Annotated in this window: 12 protein-coding genes; all 12 read left to right on the top strand. The window is 56.6% G+C overall.

Annotated features, from left to right (window positions below):
- Positions 1–486 precede the first annotated feature (486 nt).
- The 12 genes from ACZ5N7_RS00070 (at position 487) to ACZ5N7_RS00125 (ending at position 17,518) form a co-directional block, all read left to right on the top strand.
- On the top strand, positions 487–7,431 hold the full coding sequence (locus ACZ5N7_RS00070) for a WIAG-tail domain (RefSeq protein ID WP_464656271.1): 6,945 nt from the start codon (positions 487–489) through the stop codon (positions 7,429–7,431).
- A 272-nt stretch (positions 7,432–7,703) separates the two neighbouring features.
- Positions 7,704–8,459, top strand: a complete 756-nt coding sequence (locus ACZ5N7_RS00075; RefSeq protein WP_464656272.1) for a glycosyltransferase family 2 protein — start codon at positions 7,704–7,706, stop codon at positions 8,457–8,459.
- Between the two features lie 4 nt (positions 8,460–8,463).
- Entirely contained in the window at positions 8,464–9,579 is a 1,116-nt protein-coding gene (locus tag ACZ5N7_RS00080) for a glycosyltransferase family 2 protein (RefSeq protein ID WP_464656274.1), read from the top strand.
- A complete protein-coding gene (locus tag ACZ5N7_RS00085; protein WP_464656276.1) occupies positions 9,579–10,307 on the top strand; it encodes a glycosyltransferase family 2 protein in 729 nt (242 codons plus the stop codon). Before ACZ5N7_RS00080 ends, ACZ5N7_RS00085 begins: the two co-directional genes overlap by 1 nt.
- Positions 10,308–10,331: 24 nt before the next feature.
- Entirely contained in the window at positions 10,332–11,054 is a 723-nt protein-coding gene (locus ACZ5N7_RS00090; RefSeq protein ID WP_464656278.1) for a sugar phosphate nucleotidyltransferase, read from the top strand.
- Positions 11,051–12,058: a dTDP-glucose 4,6-dehydratase gene (rfbB, locus tag ACZ5N7_RS00095; RefSeq protein ID WP_464656280.1), complete on the top strand. Its 1,008-nt coding sequence runs from the start codon at positions 11,051–11,053 to the stop codon at positions 12,056–12,058. Before ACZ5N7_RS00090 ends, rfbB begins: the two co-directional genes overlap by 4 nt.
- 5 nt (positions 12,059–12,063) lie before the next feature.
- The gene (gene rfbD, locus ACZ5N7_RS00100; protein ID WP_464659370.1) at positions 12,064–12,918 is read left to right on the top strand and encodes a dTDP-4-dehydrorhamnose reductase; all 855 of its coding nucleotides are present in this window, start codon (positions 12,064–12,066) and stop codon (positions 12,916–12,918) included.
- Positions 12,915–13,370, top strand: coding sequence for a dTDP-4-dehydrorhamnose 3,5-epimerase family protein (locus ACZ5N7_RS00105; protein WP_464656282.1), 456 nt, complete (start codon positions 12,915–12,917; stop codon positions 13,368–13,370). Before rfbD ends, ACZ5N7_RS00105 begins: the two co-directional genes overlap by 4 nt.
- Before the next feature lie 50 nt (positions 13,371–13,420).
- Complete coding sequence (locus ACZ5N7_RS00110) at positions 13,421–14,584, top strand: CgeB family protein (protein ID WP_464656284.1); 1,164 nt, start codon at positions 13,421–13,423, stop codon at positions 14,582–14,584.
- Positions 14,585–14,594: 10 nt separating this feature from the next.
- On the top strand, positions 14,595–15,605 hold the full coding sequence (locus ACZ5N7_RS00115; protein WP_464656286.1) for a GT-D fold domain-containing protein: 1,011 nt from the start codon (positions 14,595–14,597) through the stop codon (positions 15,603–15,605).
- A 33-nt stretch (positions 15,606–15,638) separates the two neighbouring features.
- Positions 15,639–17,126, top strand: coding sequence for a glycosyltransferase family 2 protein (locus tag ACZ5N7_RS00120; protein WP_464656288.1), 1,488 nt, complete (start codon positions 15,639–15,641; stop codon positions 17,124–17,126).
- A gap of 101 nt (positions 17,127–17,227) precedes the next feature.
- On the top strand, positions 17,228–17,518 hold the full coding sequence (locus tag ACZ5N7_RS00125) for a nucleoside-diphosphate sugar epimerase (protein ID WP_464656290.1): 291 nt from the start codon (positions 17,228–17,230) through the stop codon (positions 17,516–17,518).
- Positions 17,519–17,538: the final 20 nt, after the last annotated feature.

Raw genomic sequence — 17,538 nt, forward strand, 5'->3', positions numbered from 1 at the left:
CTAATTCTAGCGCTGAAGGGGCTTTGTTTAGTGATTACCTCGGCCAGATTAAATGTATCCCGTTATTTTCCTTATAATCGTTTCAATAATTTCCTGTATACTACAAGTTCCGTCAACCAGTAAGGTGACTAACTCCTCAGGATCATTTCGAAGCTGCTTTGATTGTAAAAAATTGTGTATTCTTCTCCCCAATGTTACTTCCAGTGGAACGTCCTGGTAAATAACCAGATCGATGAACTCCTTAATATCGTTCCTTTCCTGCCAAATGGTTCCTCAATAACTGTAAGTAAATTTAGCAGATCATTACTTAGTTTTGGCGTTATTATCACATTCGGATTTGCGCCTTCTTTAATCCATTTAAGTATGCTCCGGAAAGTCAGTTTTACAGAAAAATTATGGTTTTTAAGTAACTTTTTTGTCGGGAAAGGTGACCGTGGGCTGGATGAATACATATGTTGCAAATGACTAGGTAAATGGGGTGAGGGAATGAAAAAAAGGAAAACCAGCCGGGAAGGCGAGGTCAGGCGCGGATCGCGAATTTATTCTTATATGAACGAGCTTGAATTGATCCAAAAAGTGAGCAAGGAATCGGGTAAAGAAAAGTCCGAAGTTCCAGCAGAGGACGAGATGCCGGTCAGCAAAGCGGCTTCGGCCGTAAAAGAGAAAGAAAATAAGAAAGAGGAGATTCTAAAAGCCGCTAATGATTCAGTTATTGGGAAGATCCGTGAGCAGGCGGAAAAATCACCAAAAGAACCGAAAACGGATACGATCAATCCGCAACAGCTTTTATCTAACCGGAACGGTCAGAGGCAGGGAATCGTTGTGTATACGGACGATTTGGAAAATGAGGCCGTCACCAGCGAGAAGATCGCCAATTGGGCGATAAACGAACAAAAAATTAAGCCTGGCAGCGTGGGTACGAAAGCTTTAGCTGATTTTGTCGTTGACTACACGAAGCTCGCGGACGGGGCGGTTATTTCATCCAAAATTGCTCCGGGCACCATTGACTCGTCGCATTTGGGAGTTCAATCGGTTCTTGGGGACCATATTAAAGACCGTACGATTCCGGGCAGCAAGCTGCAGGATTCCAGCATTACATCGGATAAGCTGGCCGACAAAACGATAGATTCTATTAAAATCGCGGACAGTTCGATCGAATCCAAGCATTTGTCGGAACAGTCTATTACAACTGAGATCATTCAAGATCAGGCGGTTACCTCCAGAAAGCTGAAAAGCGGAACGATACAAACGGCAAACCTAGCTAACGGTATAATCAATACCGCAAAACTGGCTAATGAAGCGGTCACGACAGAAAAATTAAGAGCCTTGTCTGTGACGGGGGAAAAACTGGGACTGCAGAGTGTGGCTTCGCAGCATTTGCAGCCGGGACTGGTAGGTCAGGAGCATTTATCCGATGATTCGGTCCAAAGCAGGCATGTGGGCAGTGGACAGATTCAATCTCAGCATTTCGTTAAGGGAGCGGTGAAGGGAAATCATATCGCTCAAGAGCAAATTACGTTCATTCATTTGGCGAAGGATTCTGTGCGTACTGAGCAGCTTGTTGACGGGGCGGTGACTACCGAGAAGCTGAATCCGAGATCGATTGGATTTGAGCATTTGAAGGAAAATTCCGTTGGTAGCGGAAACCTTCAAGAAGGCTCTGTACTCGCCCGTCATTTGGACAACGGTTCAGTGGAACAGAGCAAGCTGGCGCTGAGGAGTGTAGGCACCAAGCAGTTGGAGCCTTTTGCCGTCACGGAGGGAATTATTGAGGATTGCTCGATCACATCGGCCAAAATTGCTTTGGATTCGGTTTCCCAATGGCATTTGCAGCGTTCTTCAGTGACGGGGGATAACATTGCGGATGAAGCTGTTCAAGGGCATCATGTCGCACCCGGGTCGATTTCTGCCAAGCATCTTCAGAAAGGTACCGTGAGCGGGGAATATTTGACTGACAACGCGGTGACAGGGGACAAAATCGCCGAGGAAGCCGTTAACGGATTGCATGTAAAGCACGGCTCCTTATATACCTATCATTTGGCGGATCATGCGGTGATCACCTCCAAGCTGGCTTCGGAATCGGTATCCACTGATAAGTTGAACGACCTTTCAGTGACGGCGGCTAAGCTTGCGAATGGTTCCGTTACTTCAGATAAGTTGGTATCATCGGCTGTGCAGCAGCAGCATTTGGCGGCCGGATCGGTAGGAGCGGAGCAGATGCAGTACGGAAATGTAACATCGGAGCATTTGGCTGACGGAAGCGTGGTATCGACGAAGCTGGCTGCGAGGGCCGTGAAAACGGAGCATCTGGCTCCTGGAGTAATCGATTTCGTTCATCTTAAGCCTAGTGTGGTGTCAGAAGAAATTGTGCAGGATGAAGCGATTTCCACTTCGAAGTTGCAGGACGAAGCGGTCACTTCCGAGAAAATTGCTTATGGTGCCATTGTTTCTGAGAAAATTGCCAACAATTCGATTAAAGCCAGACATTTGCAGGCTAATACGGTGGAAAGCTACCACATCGGTGCGGGAGTGATCAAGCCTCATCATTTGAGCGAAGGTTCGCTGACCATTGAGCAGATCACAGACGGAAGCATCGAAGGCAATAAAATCGGGGACGCTGTGATTACGGAACGCCACATAGAGAAGGGTGCCTTGACGGGGCAATCCTTCGCTCATGGCTCAATCGGTGGAGAGCATTTGGCGGAAGGAGCGGTATGGAGCTGGCATCTGCAGCCGGGTTCGGTAAGCGGAGATCATCTGGTGATAGAAAGTATAGGGCAGGAGCACCTCCGCGAGGATAGCGTAGGCAGTGCGCATTTGACGGAAGGAGCGGTAAGGAGTTGCCACCTGCAGCCAGGAGCGGTGACAGGGGATAAGCTTGCGGAAGATGCGATAGAAGGTCTACATTTGCGGCCGGGTTCGGTAAGTGGAGAGCATCTGGAGATGGAAAGTATAGGGCAGGAGCACCTTCGCGAGGATAGCGTAGGCAGTGTGCAGTTGGAGAAAGGAGCGGTAGGGAGTTGGCATCTGCAGCCGGGAGCGGTGACACAAGAGCAGTTGGCGGAAGGAGCGGTAAGGAGTAGGCATCTGCAGTTGGATTCGGTAAGAGGAGAACATCTGGAGAGTGAAAGTATAGGTCAGCAGCATCTTTGTAAGTCGAGCGTCGGCAGTGAGCAAATGTCGGAAAGATCGGTAGGGAGTAGGCATCTTCAGCAGGGAGCTGTGACACGGGAGAAGCTTGCGGCAGAAAGTGTAGGGCAGGAACAACTGATCGACGGTGCAGTGAGCGGCTCGAAGTTGGCTGCGGGAAGCGTAGGAGAAGAGCAACTAATCGACGGCGCGGTGAGTGGAGCGAAGCTGGCAGCAGACAGCGTGGGCCGTGAGCAGCTGCGGGAGGCGAGCGTAGGCAGCGAGGAGCTGGCGGAAGGAGCGGTGGAGAGCCGGCATCTGCAGGCGGGCGCGTTGAGCGGAGTGAGGCTGGCAGCGGGCAGCGTCGGTGAGACGCAGCTGGCGGACGGCGCGGTGAGCGGAGCGAAGCTGGCAGCAGGCAGCGTGAGCCGTGAGCAGCTGCGGGAGGCGAGCGTAGGCAGTGCGGAGCTGGCGGAAGGAGCGGTGGAGAGCCGGCACCTGCAGGCGGGCGCGGTGACAGCGGAGGCGCTGGCAGCGGGGAGCGTCGGTGAGACGCAGCTGGCGGATGGCGCGGTGAGTGGAGCGAAGCTGGCAGCAGGCAGCGTGAGCCGTGAGCAGCTGCGGGAGGCGAGCGTAGGCAGCGCGGAGCTGGCGGACGGAGCGGTGGAGAGCCGGCACCTGCAGGCGGGCGCGTTGAGCGGAGTGAAGCTGGCAGCGGGGAGTGTGGGCGAGACGCAGTTGGCGGACGGCGCGGTGAGCGGAGCGAAGCTGGCAGCAGGCAGCGTGAGCCGTGAGCAGCTGCGGGAGGCGAGCGTAGGCAGCGCGGAGCTGGCGGACGGAGCGGTAGAGAGCCGGCACCTGCAGGCGGGCGCGTTGAGCGGAGTGAAGCTGGCAGCGGGCAGCGTCGGCGAGACGCAGCTGGCGGACTGCGCGGTGAGTGGAGCGAAGCTGGCAGCAGACAGCGTGGGCCGTGAACAGCTGCGGGAGGCGAGTGTGGGCAGCGAGGAGCTGGCGAACGGAGTGGTAGAGAGCCGGCATCTGCAGGCAGGCGCGGTGACAGCGGAGGCGCTGGCAGCGGGGAGCGTTGGCGAGACGCAGCTGGCGGACGGCGCGGTGAGTGGAGCGAAGCTGGCAGCAGGCAGCGTGAGCCGTAAGCAGCTGCGGGAGGCGAGCGTAGGCAGCGCGGAGTTGGCGGACGGAGCGGTGGAGAGCCGGCACCTGCAGGCGGGCGCGTTGAGCGGAGTGAAGCTGGCAGCGGGCAGCGTCGGCGAGACGCAGCTGGCGGACGGCGCGGTGAGTGGAGCGAAGCTGGCAGCAGACAGCGTGGGCCGTAAGCAGCTGCGGGAGGCGAGCGTAGGCAGCGCGGAGCTGGCGGACGGGGCGGTGGAGAGCCGGCACCTGCAGGCGGGCGCGTTGAGCGGAGTGAAGCTGGCAGCGGGCAGCGTCGGCGAGACGCAGCTGGCGGACGGCGCAGTGATCGGAGCGAAGCTGGCAGCAGACAGCGTGGGCCGTAAGCAGCTGCGGGAGGCGAGCGTAGGCAGCGAGGAGCTGGCGGATGCAGCGGTAGAGAGCCGGCACCTGCAGGCAGGCGCGGTGACAGCGGAGGTGCTGGCAGCGGGGAGTGTGGGCGAGACGCAGCTGGCGGACGGCGCGGTGAGTGGAGCGAAGCTGGCAGCAGGCAGCGTGAGCCGTGAGCAGCTGCGGGAGGCGAGCGTAGGCAGCGCGGAGCTGGCGGACGGAGCGGTGGAGAGCCGGCACTTGCAGGCCGGTGCGGTAATAGCGGAGGCGCTGGCGGCGGGAAGCGTGGGCGAGGCGCAGCTGGCCGACGGCGCGGTAAGCGGAGCGAAGCTGTCCTTAGGCAGTGTAGGCCGTGAGCAGCTGCGGCAGGCGAGCGTAGGCAGTGAGGAGCTGGCGGACGGAGCGGTGGAGAGCCGGCATCTGCAGGCGGGCGCGTTGAGCGGAGTGAGGCTGGCAGCGGGCAGCGTCGGCGAGACGCAACTGGCGGACGGCGCGGTAAGCGGGGCGAAGCTGGCAGCGGGGAGTGTGGGCGAGACGCAGCTGGCGGACGGCGCGGTGAGTGGAGCGAAGCTGGCAGCAGACAGCGTGGGCCGTGAGCAGCTGCGGGAGGCGAGTGTGGGCAGCGAGGAGCTGGCGAACGGAGTGGTAGAGAGCCGGCATCTGCAGGCAGGCGCGGTGACAGTGGAGGCGCTGGCAGCGGGGAGCGTTGGCGAGACGCAGCTGGCGGACGGCGCGGTGAGTGGAGCGAAGCTGGCAGCAGGCAGCGTGAGCCGTGAGCAGCTGCGGGAGGCGAGCGTAGGCAGCGCGGAGCTGGCGGACGGAGCGGTGGAGAGCCGGCACCTGCAGGCGGGCGCGTTGAGCGGAGTGAAGCTGGCAGCGGGGAGCGTTGGCGAGACGCAGTTGGCGGACGGCGCGGTGAGTGGAGCAAAGCTGGCAGCAGGCAGTGTGAGCCGTGAGCAGCTGCGGGAGGCGAGCGTAGGCAGCGAGGAGCTGGCGAACGGAGCGGTGGAGAGCCGGCACTTGCAGGCCGGTGCGGTAATAGCGGAGGCGCTGGCGGCGGGAAGCGTGGGCGAGGCGCAGCTGGCCGACGGCGCGGTAAGCGGAGCGAAGCTGTCCTTAGGCAGTGTAGGCCGTGAGCAGCTGCGGCAGGCGAGCGTAAGCGGCGAGGAGCTGGCGGACGGAGCGGTAGAGAGCCGTCACCTGCAGGCAGGCGCGGTGACAGTGGAGGCGCTGGCAGCGGGGAGCGTGGGCGAGACGCAGTTGGCCGACGGTGCGGTGAGTGGAGCGAAGCTCGCCGTAGGCAGCGTGGGTCGTGATCAGCTGCGTTTAGCGAGTGTAGGCGGCGAGGAACTGGCGGACGGAGCTGTGGAAAGCCGACACTTGCAGGCCGGTGTGGTAATAGCGGAGGCGCTGGCGGCGGGAAGCGTGGGCGAGGCGCAGCTGGCTGACGGCGCGGTAAGCGGAGCGAAGCTGTCCTTAGGCAGTGTAGGCCGTGATCAGCTGCGGGAGGCGAGTGTGGGTAGCGAGGAGCTGGCGGACGGAGCGGTAGAGAGCCGTCATCTGCAGGCAGGCGCGGTGACCTCGGAGGCGCTGGCAGCGGGGAGCGTAGGCGAGGCGCATCTGGCGGACAGCGCAGTGAGCGGAGCGAAGCTGGCAGAGGGCAGCGTAGGCGAGATGCATCTGGCGGACAGCGCAGTGAATGCAGCGAAGCTGGCAGAGGGCAGCGTGAACGAGATGCATCTGGCGGACAGTGCAGTGAGCGGAGCGAAGCTGGCAGAGGGCAGCGTAGGCGAGATGCATCTGGCGGACAGCGCAGTGAATGCAGCGAAGCTGGCAGAGGGCAGCGTGAACGAGATGCATCTGGCGGACGGTGCAGTGAACGCAGCGAAGCTGGCAGAGGGCAGCGTGGGCGAGATGCATCTGGCGGACAGCGCAGTGAGCGGAGCAAAGCTGGCAGAGGGCAGCGTGAACGAGATGCATCTGGCGGACAGCTCAGTGAGCGGAGCGAAGCTGGCAGAGGGCAGCGTGAACGAGATGCATCTGGCGGACGGCGCGGTAAGCGGAGTGAAGCTGGCAGAGGGCAGTGTGGGCGAGATGCATCTGGCGGACAGCGCAGTGAGTGGAGTGAAGCTGGCAGAGGGCAGCGTGAACGAGATGCATCTGGCGGACGGCGCGGTAAGCGGAGCAAAGCTGGCAGAGGGCAGCGTGAGCGAGATGCATCTGGCGGACGACGCGGTAAGCGGAGCGAAGCTGGCAAAGGGCAGCGTGAACGAGATGCATCTGGCGGAAGGTGCAGTAAGCGGAGCGAAGCTGGCAGAGGGCAGCGTGAGCGAAATGCATCTGGCGGAAGGTGCAGTGAGCGGAGCGAAGCTGGCAGAGGGCAGCGTGTGCGAGATGCATCTGGCGGACAGTGCAGTAAGCGGAGCTAAGCTGGCAGAGGGAAGCGTAGGCGAAATGCAGTTGGCCAAGGGCGCGGTAAGTGAAGCAAAGCTCTCCTTTACTGCGCTGCAGACCGTGAATTCGAAGAGTCGGCAGCTTCAGCAGTTCGGGCTGCATCCGTTCCATTTTGAAGTGCAGGATGAATCGGTGGAAATTCAGATCCCGTTTGAACAACCGTTCGCGGATGCCTTCTATGTCGTCGTCGCGATGACTAACCATACGGCGTGCTACACCGTGGTAAAACAGAAAGCTCCCGACTTTGTCACCCTGCAGGTAGTCAGAAGCAAATTTTCTCCCGAACCATACGGAATCATCAACTGGTTGGCTGTAGGAACCAAAGCATAACATTCCTTTACAAAGAGTCTCTGCGAAGAGGCTCTTTGTGCTTTTTTACGCTAACACCGACGGCGCAAGGTATATGCCTGTTTTCCAAGCCTTCCCGTCAGATGCCCTGCCTTTGATAAAACGAATACATACAATAGTAGAAGCAAGCAAGCATTTACCTTGGCTGCTGCTGAGCCACTCAGGGGGTGCAGGCAGCAGGCGAAACAGGAGTTGAGAACAATTTGACACACCACGGCAAACCTAACAGAAAACAGCGCACTTCAAGAGATTCCTTGGCTATTCGTAACAGCCACACTCCTAAGGTATCTGTGATCATTCCGGTCAGCAACGAAAAAAAAACACTCGAGAAAGTACTTCGCGAGATCTCCCGTGTCCATCCAAAAATGGAGATCATTGTGGTCGCCAACGGCTCGGTGGACGGTTCCAAAGAGCTGGCTGAGAAGGTTGGAGCCAGAGTCATCTCGTTTCCTGACCAATTGGGGCATGACGTGGGGAGAAGTGTAGGAGCCTCAGCCGCCAAAGGGGATATTCTTTTGTTCATGGACGGCGATATCGTTCTGCCTGCTGAAGATTTCAAGCCTCTGATCGACGCCGTGTCAAATGGAACGGATGTGGCGCTCAACAGTTACTCCGGCTCGGTGGATACAGAAAAGGTTCACAGCGTGGTGCTGGCCAAATATACGCTGAATGCTGTGCTTGCCCGTCCGGATTTAAAAGGCGCCTCGATGACCACCGTACCCCACGCCATAAGCCGAAAAGCGCTCGATTCGATCGGGGCGGAGAACCTGGCGGTCCCCCCAAAAGCTCACGCTATAGCCATTCATTCCGGGCTCAAGGTAGATGCGGTCACATTTATCAATGTCGGAGCGAAGAATCCGATCCGCAGGAGCAGAATGGTAGGCAAGAAAGATCCGCTCGAGAGCCTTATCGTAGGAGACCATCTGGAGGCCATCGCATGGATCACAGAGCAAACGGACGATAGAGCCGGCAAGACCGATTTGAAAAGAATGAGAGGGATCGTGAGGTGAAAGCATGAGGACCGCGCGAAAATCCGATAACAAAAATTTGCGTCTGGTGAAACGGCTCGCCAAGGACTCGGGGCAGGTGGTGAGATCGACGAGAACTGCCCAAGCAAAGCGGGAACCAACATCGAGCCGGACAAAAAATATTCTGTTCTGGCGGAAATGGGGGTATGCGGAAGGCAAAAAGGACGGCCGCATCCACAGCATTCAGGACGCCGCATACCGCAAGCGCGCCCTTAACACTTTATGGGTGAAGGCACTCGGCTCCACGCCGATCTCCCGAATGGGATGGGATGGGTATCTGGCTGCGGCGAAGGGATATAAGGAAGGTTTCTTCAAAGCGGCGCGCCAGCGTGATCACGACTGGATGCTCATTCCTACCAATAGAACCGTGGCGGCAATTCTGACCGTCATGAACGAGGAGAAAAGCCTGCCGGATATCATCAAGCATCTGCATCGTCTCCCTCTGGACGAAATCATCATTGTCGTGAACGGTTCGGGGGACGGCAGCTTTCAAAAAGCCAGGGAGCTGTCCCACGCCACCATTGTCTATTACCCCGCCCCCCTGGGATACGATGTCGGAAGAGCGGTTGGAGCGATGGTAAGCAGCGCAGAAATTCTGCTTTTTCTCGACGGTGATTTCACGGTGAAAGCGGAGAAGCTGGTTCCTTTCATTCATGCCATCGAAAAGGGGAACGATCTGGCGCTCAACGATATTCGCCCTTATGTCGGACTTTTTAAAGAGATAGATACCATCACCTTGATGAAGCAATTTTTAAACCGAACGCTTGGACGTTCCGAACTGGGCTCCAACTCTTTGACGGCTGTACCTCACGCCTTATCCAGAAAAGCATACGAGCTGCTCGGACCGCAGGCGCTGACCGTCCCCCCCAAAGCGATGGTGATTGCGATAGAAGAAGGCTTAAAAATCGATGCTCCTGCCAGCGTAAACGTGATCCGCAAAAACAAAGTGAAGGAACACAATCACGGGTCAAAAAACCAGGTGGCCGACCTCATCATAGGGGACCATATCGAAGCCGTGAGGTATTGGATGAGGCACAAGGGTGAAAGGCTTTTCTATCACGATTCGATACGCCGGCGTGATCAAGCCAGGAGGGCTCCCTAATGCAGATGACAAGCATCATTATCCCGAATTTTAACGGCAGGCAGTGGCTGGAGCCGTGCATCTCCTCCATTGAGCAGCATACCGCACAGCCATATGAAATTATTGTAGTGGATAACGGATCGAAGGACGGGTCGACGGATTTCTGTGTGAAAAAAGGAATCCGCCTCGTTTCCCTCCCTTTTAACAGAGGCTTTCCGGCCGCCTGCAATTTGGGTTTAAAAATCGCCAGCGGCGACGCCATACTTTTGTTAAACAATGACGTTCTTGTGATCGAGCACTGGCTGGACAATATGCTGCGCTGCCTGTACAGCTCGGAGGATATAGGCATTGTCGGGCCGATGTCCAACTATGTGAGCGGAAAGCAGCAGATACAGGAACCGTACACTAATCTCAATGAAGTATCACAAAAATTCAGAGGCCCTGACCCGGCCAAATGGGTAGAGGTGCAGCGGATTGTCGGACTTTGCTTCCTTTTCAAGAGAGAAGTGCTGAACAAAGTGGGACTGCTGGACGAACTGTTCACTCCGGGGCATTTTGAAGACGACGATTACTGCTACAGAGCCCGTCTGCAGGCTTTCCGGCTGATGGTCGCGGGGGATTCGTTTATTTTCCATCACGGCAGCTCCAGCTTCAACCAGCAGGGCGAGGGCGCCGTCAAAGCGCTGCTGGAGACCAATTTAAACAAATTTATAAACAAATGGGGTTTCGACCCCCGCACACTGATCTGAAGGATACGGAAGGAGAGGTTGAGATTGAAAGCAGTTCTGCTTGCAGGCGGTACAGGCACCCGTTTATTTCCGCTGACTAAAGTTGTCAACAAACAACTGCTGCTTGTCGGCAAACTGCCGATGATCGTTCATGGGATCGAGAAGCTTAAAGACGCCGGTTTGGTTGACATCCTTATCATCACGGGTGTTTCATCCGCCGGATTGCTGATCCAGCTGCTCGGAAGCGGCAGGGCTTGGGATGTGAGCCTGACCTACCGCATTCAGGAGGAAGCGGGGGGTATCGCGCACGCGCTGGCATTAGCCGAAGGCTATGCCGGCTCCGGCGAGCGGTTCGCGCTGATGCTTGGCGACAATTTATTCGAAAACAGCCTCAAAGGCCATGTACAGAACTTTTTGAAGCAGCGGGAAGGTGCCAGAGTCCTTTTAAAAGAAGTGCCGGACCCTGCCCGTTACGGTGTACCCGAATTCGAGGGGAACCGGATCGTGCGCATTGACGAAAAACCCGCTTACCCCAAGTCAAATTACTGTGTTACGGGATTCTACCTCTATGACGGGGACATATTCCGGATCATTAAAGGCATCCGGCCTTCCGCCAGGGGGGAACTGGAAATCACCGACGTAAATAACGCCTACGCGGCTGCGGGCAAATTGGAATACGACATCGCAGGCGGTTGGTGGACCGACGCCGGGACGTTCCGATCGCTGCATGAAGCGAGTGCCCGCTTATTGGGGGCGGATCCCTCATGAAGCTTTTAGTGACCGGAGGAATGGGGTTCATCGGCAGCAGCTTCATTCATTATATGCTGAACCGCTACCCTGATCTGCACATTGTGAACTACGACGCTCTTACCTATGCCGGCTGCATGGATAACGTGCGGGAGGCGGAGAATTCTCCCCGATACAGCTTTATCCGCGGGGATATCACTGATAAAAGCGCCGTCCGGCATATCATGGCGGAAGGGATTGAGGCCGTTGTCCATTTTGCGGCTGAGTCCCATGTCGATCGGAGCATTCAGGACAGCCGCCCGTTTGTCCATACGAATATCCTCGGCACGCTCAACCTGTTGGACGCAGCCAAACAGCACGGAATCCGAAGGTTTATCCATATATCTACGGATGAGGTGTACGGCAGCCTGGGCTCCCGCGGTCTTTTCACCGAACAGTCCCCCCTCTCCCCGAACAGTCCCTATTCCGCCAGCAAGGCAGGCTCCGATCTCTTGGCTCGTTCCTATTTCCATACCTTCGGGATGCCCGTCATCATTACCAGGTGCTCGAACAATTACGGTCCCCGTCAGTTTCCGGAAAAACTCATTCCGATGGTCATCACCCGGGCGATCCGGGACCTTCCGATCCCTGTCTACGGAGACGGCTTGAATGTGCGGGACTGGCTGTACGTCGAGGATCATTGCTCCGCTATAGACGCGGTGCTGCAAAGAGGGGCTCCGGGCCGGGTTTACAACATCGGCGGGAGCGAGGAGCGGACCAATCTTGACATTATCCGCACAATCCTTGCCGAGATGGGCAAGAGCGAGAAGCTGATCCGGCATGTTCCGGACCGCCCCGGCCATGACCGCAGATATGCGATTGACTCATCGAGAGCGAGACAAGAGCTTGGTTGGCAGCCATCGTACGATTTGGACACCGGGATAAAAAGAACGGTGCAGTGGTACGAAAGCAACCGGGTTTGGTGGGAAAGGCTTGTCTGCCTCCCCGGTCAACATCTGTCAGCGGAGGAGGGGGAACTGCCGTGAAAGTGATGATCACCGGCGCGGGCGGCCGGCTTGGAGGCGACCTTCAGCGCGTGCTCTCTGCCCGGCACGAACTGTGGGCGGTTGCGAGATCCGGGTTGGATGTCACCGATGCGGACAAAGTGCATGATGCCGTTCAAAGCTATAAGCCTGACGTTATAGTGCATGCCGCTGCCTACACCAAGGTGGACCTTGCCGAGACGAAAGCCGCGGCGGCCTACCATGTGAACGGCTTCGGAGCCAGGAACATAGCGGAGGCAGCGGAGAGCGAGCAGGCCAAGCTGGTCTATGTAAGCACGGATTACGTTTTTGACGGCTTGAAAGGCGCTCCGTACACCGAGCGGGATCCCGCCAATCCGATAAGCGTTTATGGGCGCTCCAAGCTGCTGGGGGAGAACTTCGTGGCGGCCTGCTCCGAGAAGCATTTTATCGTACGGACCGCTTGGCTGTATGGCAGATATGGAGACAACTTTGTCAAAAAAATGATCACTCTGGCCCGCATGGGGCGCGATATCCATGCGGCGGATGACGTCTATGGCTCCCCCACCTGCACTCTGGACCTTGCCCGGCTTATAGGCGAGCTGATTGACACGGAGCGTTACGGGGTTTACCACGGCGCGGGCCGCGGAGTCTGCTCCCGTCATGAATTTGTCCAAACGATATTGGACGAAGCCGGTTTTTCTCATATACGCGCTGTGCCGGTGTCTTCCGACTTTTTCCAGCTCGCCGCTCCCCGCCCCGCGCATTCGGGTTTGGACGACGAAGCCGTAAGGGCCGCCGGCATTGCCAGGCTCAGGCCTTGGCAGGATGCGCTGCGGGATTTTATCCGCAATGATTTGAACGAAGGAGGGGATAGAAGTTGATCGAGGGACTCATGAAGAAAACTCTCGTGAAACACTGTGATGACCGCGGATTTTTTATGGAAATTCTGCGGGACGACGATGCCATATTCAGGTCTTTCGGGCAGGCCTCCATCTCCATGTCTTACCCGGGAGTCATTAAGGCCTTTCATTATCATCAGAGGCAGGACGACATTTGGTACTTTCCTTTCGGCAATGCGCAGATTGTGCTGCACGACATGAGGGCGGATTCTCCGACTTCCGGCCGCACGGAAACCTTTTATATGGGAGAAGAGAACCCTTACCTTCTGCTGATTCCGCGAGGAGTCGCCCATGGATACCGCGTGCTGGGGCACAAGCCGGCCTATATCGTCTATTTCACGAACGAGCCGTACCAGGCAACAGCGCCGGATGAATTCCGGATCCCATACGACGATCCTTCGATCGGTTTCGATTGGGGCACCAAACACCGTTGAAGTGAACCGGAACCCCGCCAATTTTTGCAATGTGAAAAGAGAGGGCTGCCATGTATGCAAAATCAATCGTCCGCATAAAAAACACGCCGGGAAATAGGCTGCAGGAGAAACGGCGCCGCCTTTTTAACCGGCACCGCCGCAGAGGAAGGAAAGCCGGACACGATACCGGCTTCAGCCACGGTTACCATTTAGGGCGATGCGAATCGGTGCGGAAGGTGATATTGAGTCAGCGAAATCTGCCCTTTTATGATGCCAAAATTTTGTATGTTACCTCGGGGATCGAAGGACCTCCTTACAAGGCGATCGACTCGGCCATTGTCCAAGGCTTCCGGGGCATCGCGAGGGAGCTTGTTTTTGCGCGTCCGGGCGAAGACATCGCGGCTCTGGCTGCTTTGCACCGGCCTGCGGCACTGATCAATTTGAATGGAACGGTGCTGGGCGAGGAGGTTGTCAGGCAGGTTAGGGAGATGGGTGTGAAAACCGCTGTCTGGTTCGCCGACGATCCCTATTACACCGACTTGACGGAGCTGATCTCCGTTCGATACGACCACGTTTTTACGCTGGAATCCAATTGTGTGCCGTTCTACCGCTCCCTTGGCTGTCCAAACGTTCATTATCTCCCGCTCGCGGTGAATCCTGAGGAGTTTCTGCCCAAGCTGGCAAGCAGTGAATACCGCAGCGATGTATGCTTTATCGGCAGCGCTTTTTGGAACCGGGTCCCGCTGTTCGACGCCTTGGCGCCGTTTTTTTCCGAAATCAATGTAAAAATCGTGGGCTACTGGTGGTATCGGCTGCGCAATTACAAGCTGTTAAAAGACAAGATTGTCCCGCACTGGTTGTCCCCAGATAAAACGGCAAGGTACTACCACGGCGCCAAAATCGCGATTAATGTCCACCGTTCGGTGCATGAGGACACGTTCAACCGGAATCGGCATAAGATCGCTGCCCACTCCGTGAATCCCCGCACTTTTGAGATCTCCTCCTGCGGGGCCCTGCAGCTGACGGATGAGCGGCTTAATCTGCCGGGCCTGTACGAGGTCGGATCGGAGCTCGACGTATATGCCTCGGCACAACAGCTGGTCGAAAAAATCCGTTTCTACATGAAGCACGAAGATCTTCGTCAGGAAATGGCCTTGAGAGGCTTGCGCCGTACGCTCCGGGATCATACTTATGCCTCGAGATTGTCGGAGATGCTCGGCATTATTTTGGAGTAAGCCTGTTTCAATGAAGTTGTTTTTAAGAAGCGGGGGTGAACCAGTGATGGACCCGGACCGGGCAAAGAGAAGAAGGCGCAAAGAATGGAAGAAGCGAGAAAAGGAAAAAAAACTGCTGCGGAAGAAGCTCAGGAGGCTCCGATCCCAAGTCCGGAGGTTGAAGCGCAAGGCTGCAAAAAACCGGGATCAAGAGGATGGCCGAGCGTATGAGGATGCCTACAGGAACGGCTATTATGCCGGAGGGAACGGCATAGTCGACACTGTACTGCCCTTTGACCTTGTGCTGCCCGCCGTTTCTATCGAACAGATCGTAGCGTCCGGGGTGGAGGTCTGGAAGCCGCACGGTATCCTTCTCCTGAATGCAGGGCAGATTGCCGATGAACTGACGGGGGCGCTGAACACGGGGACTCCTTACTCACTGGTAAGATTAGGCGACGGGGAGCTTCTTGCCTTGGCCCAGGAGCATGTGCTGCCCATGGACAGGATCCGAAAGGACGGCAGGTTTCTAAGCTCCGCCGGAGTCAATATTCCTGATCCGGATACAAGGGACCGGCTGCTGGCCGCAGTCCGCCAGGCGAATGCGGTCGGTATCCCGAGGTTACGCAAAGAGAACTTTCAGCTGCTGGCTTTTTCTGTGTTTCAGACCTACGGGTTGGATTTCAGGCAGCTGAGGCTGACGCATTCGCTAGTCAATTACTACCTGTGCACAGAGCAGCGGCTGGGCTCTATTTTGCGGGGACGGCAGGTGCTGCTGATCGGCAATGCCGCTCATGATTTGGCGAAGATTTTGTCGGAAAAAGGCATTCAGGTGTCGGGAATCATTTCCCCTGTACAGGGAGTGAAAGATGTGGAACGCGTTATATCGGAGGCGCACTCGGCTGCTTTTGACATCGCTCTTGTATCGGCGGGAATCGCTGCGGTGATCATCGTCCAGAGAATCGCGTCGGAGCTCGGGAAAGTGGCGGTCGATTTCGGACATTTGGCGGATTCGTTGGCCGCCGGAAAGGAGGCACTGATATAATTGCACAGTTTGGAGAAAGAAAGGAGCACGTCCATGAGGAAGCCACTGACAGGATCCGCCCTGCTGCCGGTTTTACAAAAAGCCGCACAGGCAGGCAAAGCAGGCAAAAGGAAGCTGAGGAAGCTGGCCGTGAAGAAGAGCTCCGGCGCATCGGCGGCTTACATGCGCGGCAGGCGTGACGGATTTCTTTGGGGCCGGGCGGATGGCTATTCCAGCGGATGGAGCGCGGGGAAGCGGATTTTCAGCGAACCTGTCGAGGGAACGAGCATCATCATTCCAACCTATAACCAGCGGAGGCTGCTGCAGCAGTGCATTGACAGCATCCGGCGATATACTCCGGAGCCTCACGAAATTATTGTCGTGGATAACGGATCTAATGACGGTACCGTCCCTTATTTGAAATCGATGGCGGGAAAGCTGCGAATATGGCTGTCTCCGGTAAATTTGGGATTTGCCGGGGGCATCAATCAAGGACTTAGAATGGCGCGCGGACGAACTCTTTTGCTGCTTAATAACGATACGGTCGTAACCAGAGGGTGGCTGCGCAATCTTCTTGCCTGCCTCCACAGCTCGGACAGCAATGGCCTTGCAGGGCCGATGACCAACTATATCAGCGGGATTCAAAAGCTGGACACGTCGTACCGCACTTTAACGGAGATGCATAAATTCGCCAAAGGCTTTAACCGTTCCGATCCGGGCAAGTGGGTGGAGACTTCGCGGATTGTCGGATTTTGCCTGCTTCTGAAAAGGGAGCTTTTCCGCAAGCTGGGATACATGGATGAAGGCTTCAAGCTTGGAAACTGCGAGGATGAGGATTTTGCCCTGAGGGTTAGACTGCTCGGGTACCGCCTTGCCATCGCGGGCGATACCTTCATCCATCACGTGGGCAGCGCCTCCATGAAAAGCCTCGGCAAGGCCGAGTTTAAAGAGGTTTACGCACACAATCAACGCTTTTATACCAATAAATGGGGAGATATCGGCAGGCTGCTGAAGGAGACGGAGGACGTCTACCAGTCCACAGGTATTAGCTTACAGGAACGCGGTATGGGACAGTTCTATCCTGCCTTCGCTTTGGTGAAAGGACCAGGACCCGCTGTCTATTGGCTGAAGCATGGGGTTAGGCACCCCATCGTCTCCGAGGCTTGGCCGGAAGCTCTGCCGGTGATCCGCGTTTCACAGATCGACCTGTGGAGCTGGCCTGTGGACGAACACGTCGATCTGGCCGCCGCCTGTGCTGAACTGCACACTGCCTCGCAATATTCGGCTCCATCCACGGCTCAATCCAGCATTCAATCCACGGGGCGCGAAAGTATTGCGAATGGAGTGCTGGTTCAGGCTCCCGACGGCGGAGTTTATCAAATTGACCGGGGAAAAGTGCGCAGATTCCACACGGAGAAAAGCATAGCGGACTGGCAAATGCAGCATTGGCGCCGGACAGGAATTTCCTGGGAAGAGCTGTCGGCGTTTCCTCCCGGGCTGCCGATTCTGTCACCAGTACAGCTTCGATCGGATAATTTATAGGACGGGAGAAATTACGCAGGCAGGGCCTGCTCCGGCGAATCCAAGCAGCGCAGGACTGCATATGCTGAGAAGAAACCAGTATTTATAACGGAGGTCAGGCCATGCAGGAAAACATGACAAGGATTATCCATCATATGGCGAGATCCAAGCACCGGTTGGCTGATATATTTGAAACGGAGCGGCGAGTGGTGAAGCAAATGTCATCCATGATCGGGCATCTTCCCGCCGTCGACCCTTCCTTTGGCGATCTGGAGAGCTTGATTGAGCACGCGATGGACTTGAACAGGAGTGTAACGACTTATTTAAACGGGCTGGCGGGTCTCGAAGAGGCATTGGCGGATAACCTGGCCCTCATAGTGAAGGAATTAAAGGAAGACGAAGGAGAGGAATAACCGTGGTCAGGAGGAACCGC

Source organism: Paenibacillus sp. JCM 18996 (assembly GCF_055392555.1).

Coding starts and splice junctions, on each gene's coding strand:
- ACZ5N7_RS00120 (WP_464656288.1), top strand. CDS start 15,639: ATGAGGAAGCCACTGACAGGATCCGCCCTGCTGCCGGTTTTACAAAAA.
- ACZ5N7_RS00070 (WP_464656271.1), top strand. CDS start 487: ATGAAAAAAAGGAAAACCAGCCGGGAAGGCGAGGTCAGGCGCGGATCG.
- rfbD (WP_464659370.1), top strand. CDS start 12,064: ATGATCACCGGCGCGGGCGGCCGGCTTGGAGGCGACCTTCAGCGCGTG.
- ACZ5N7_RS00085 (WP_464656276.1), top strand. CDS start 9,579: ATGCAGATGACAAGCATCATTATCCCGAATTTTAACGGCAGGCAGTGG.
- rfbB (WP_464656280.1), top strand. CDS start 11,051: ATGAAGCTTTTAGTGACCGGAGGAATGGGGTTCATCGGCAGCAGCTTC.
- ACZ5N7_RS00080 (WP_464656274.1), top strand. CDS start 8,464: ATGAGGACCGCGCGAAAATCCGATAACAAAAATTTGCGTCTGGTGAAA.
- ACZ5N7_RS00110 (WP_464656284.1), top strand. CDS start 13,421: ATGTATGCAAAATCAATCGTCCGCATAAAAAACACGCCGGGAAATAGG.
- ACZ5N7_RS00125 (WP_464656290.1), top strand. CDS start 17,228: ATGCAGGAAAACATGACAAGGATTATCCATCATATGGCGAGATCCAAG.
- ACZ5N7_RS00115 (WP_464656286.1), top strand. CDS start 14,595: ATGAAGTTGTTTTTAAGAAGCGGGGGTGAACCAGTGATGGACCCGGAC.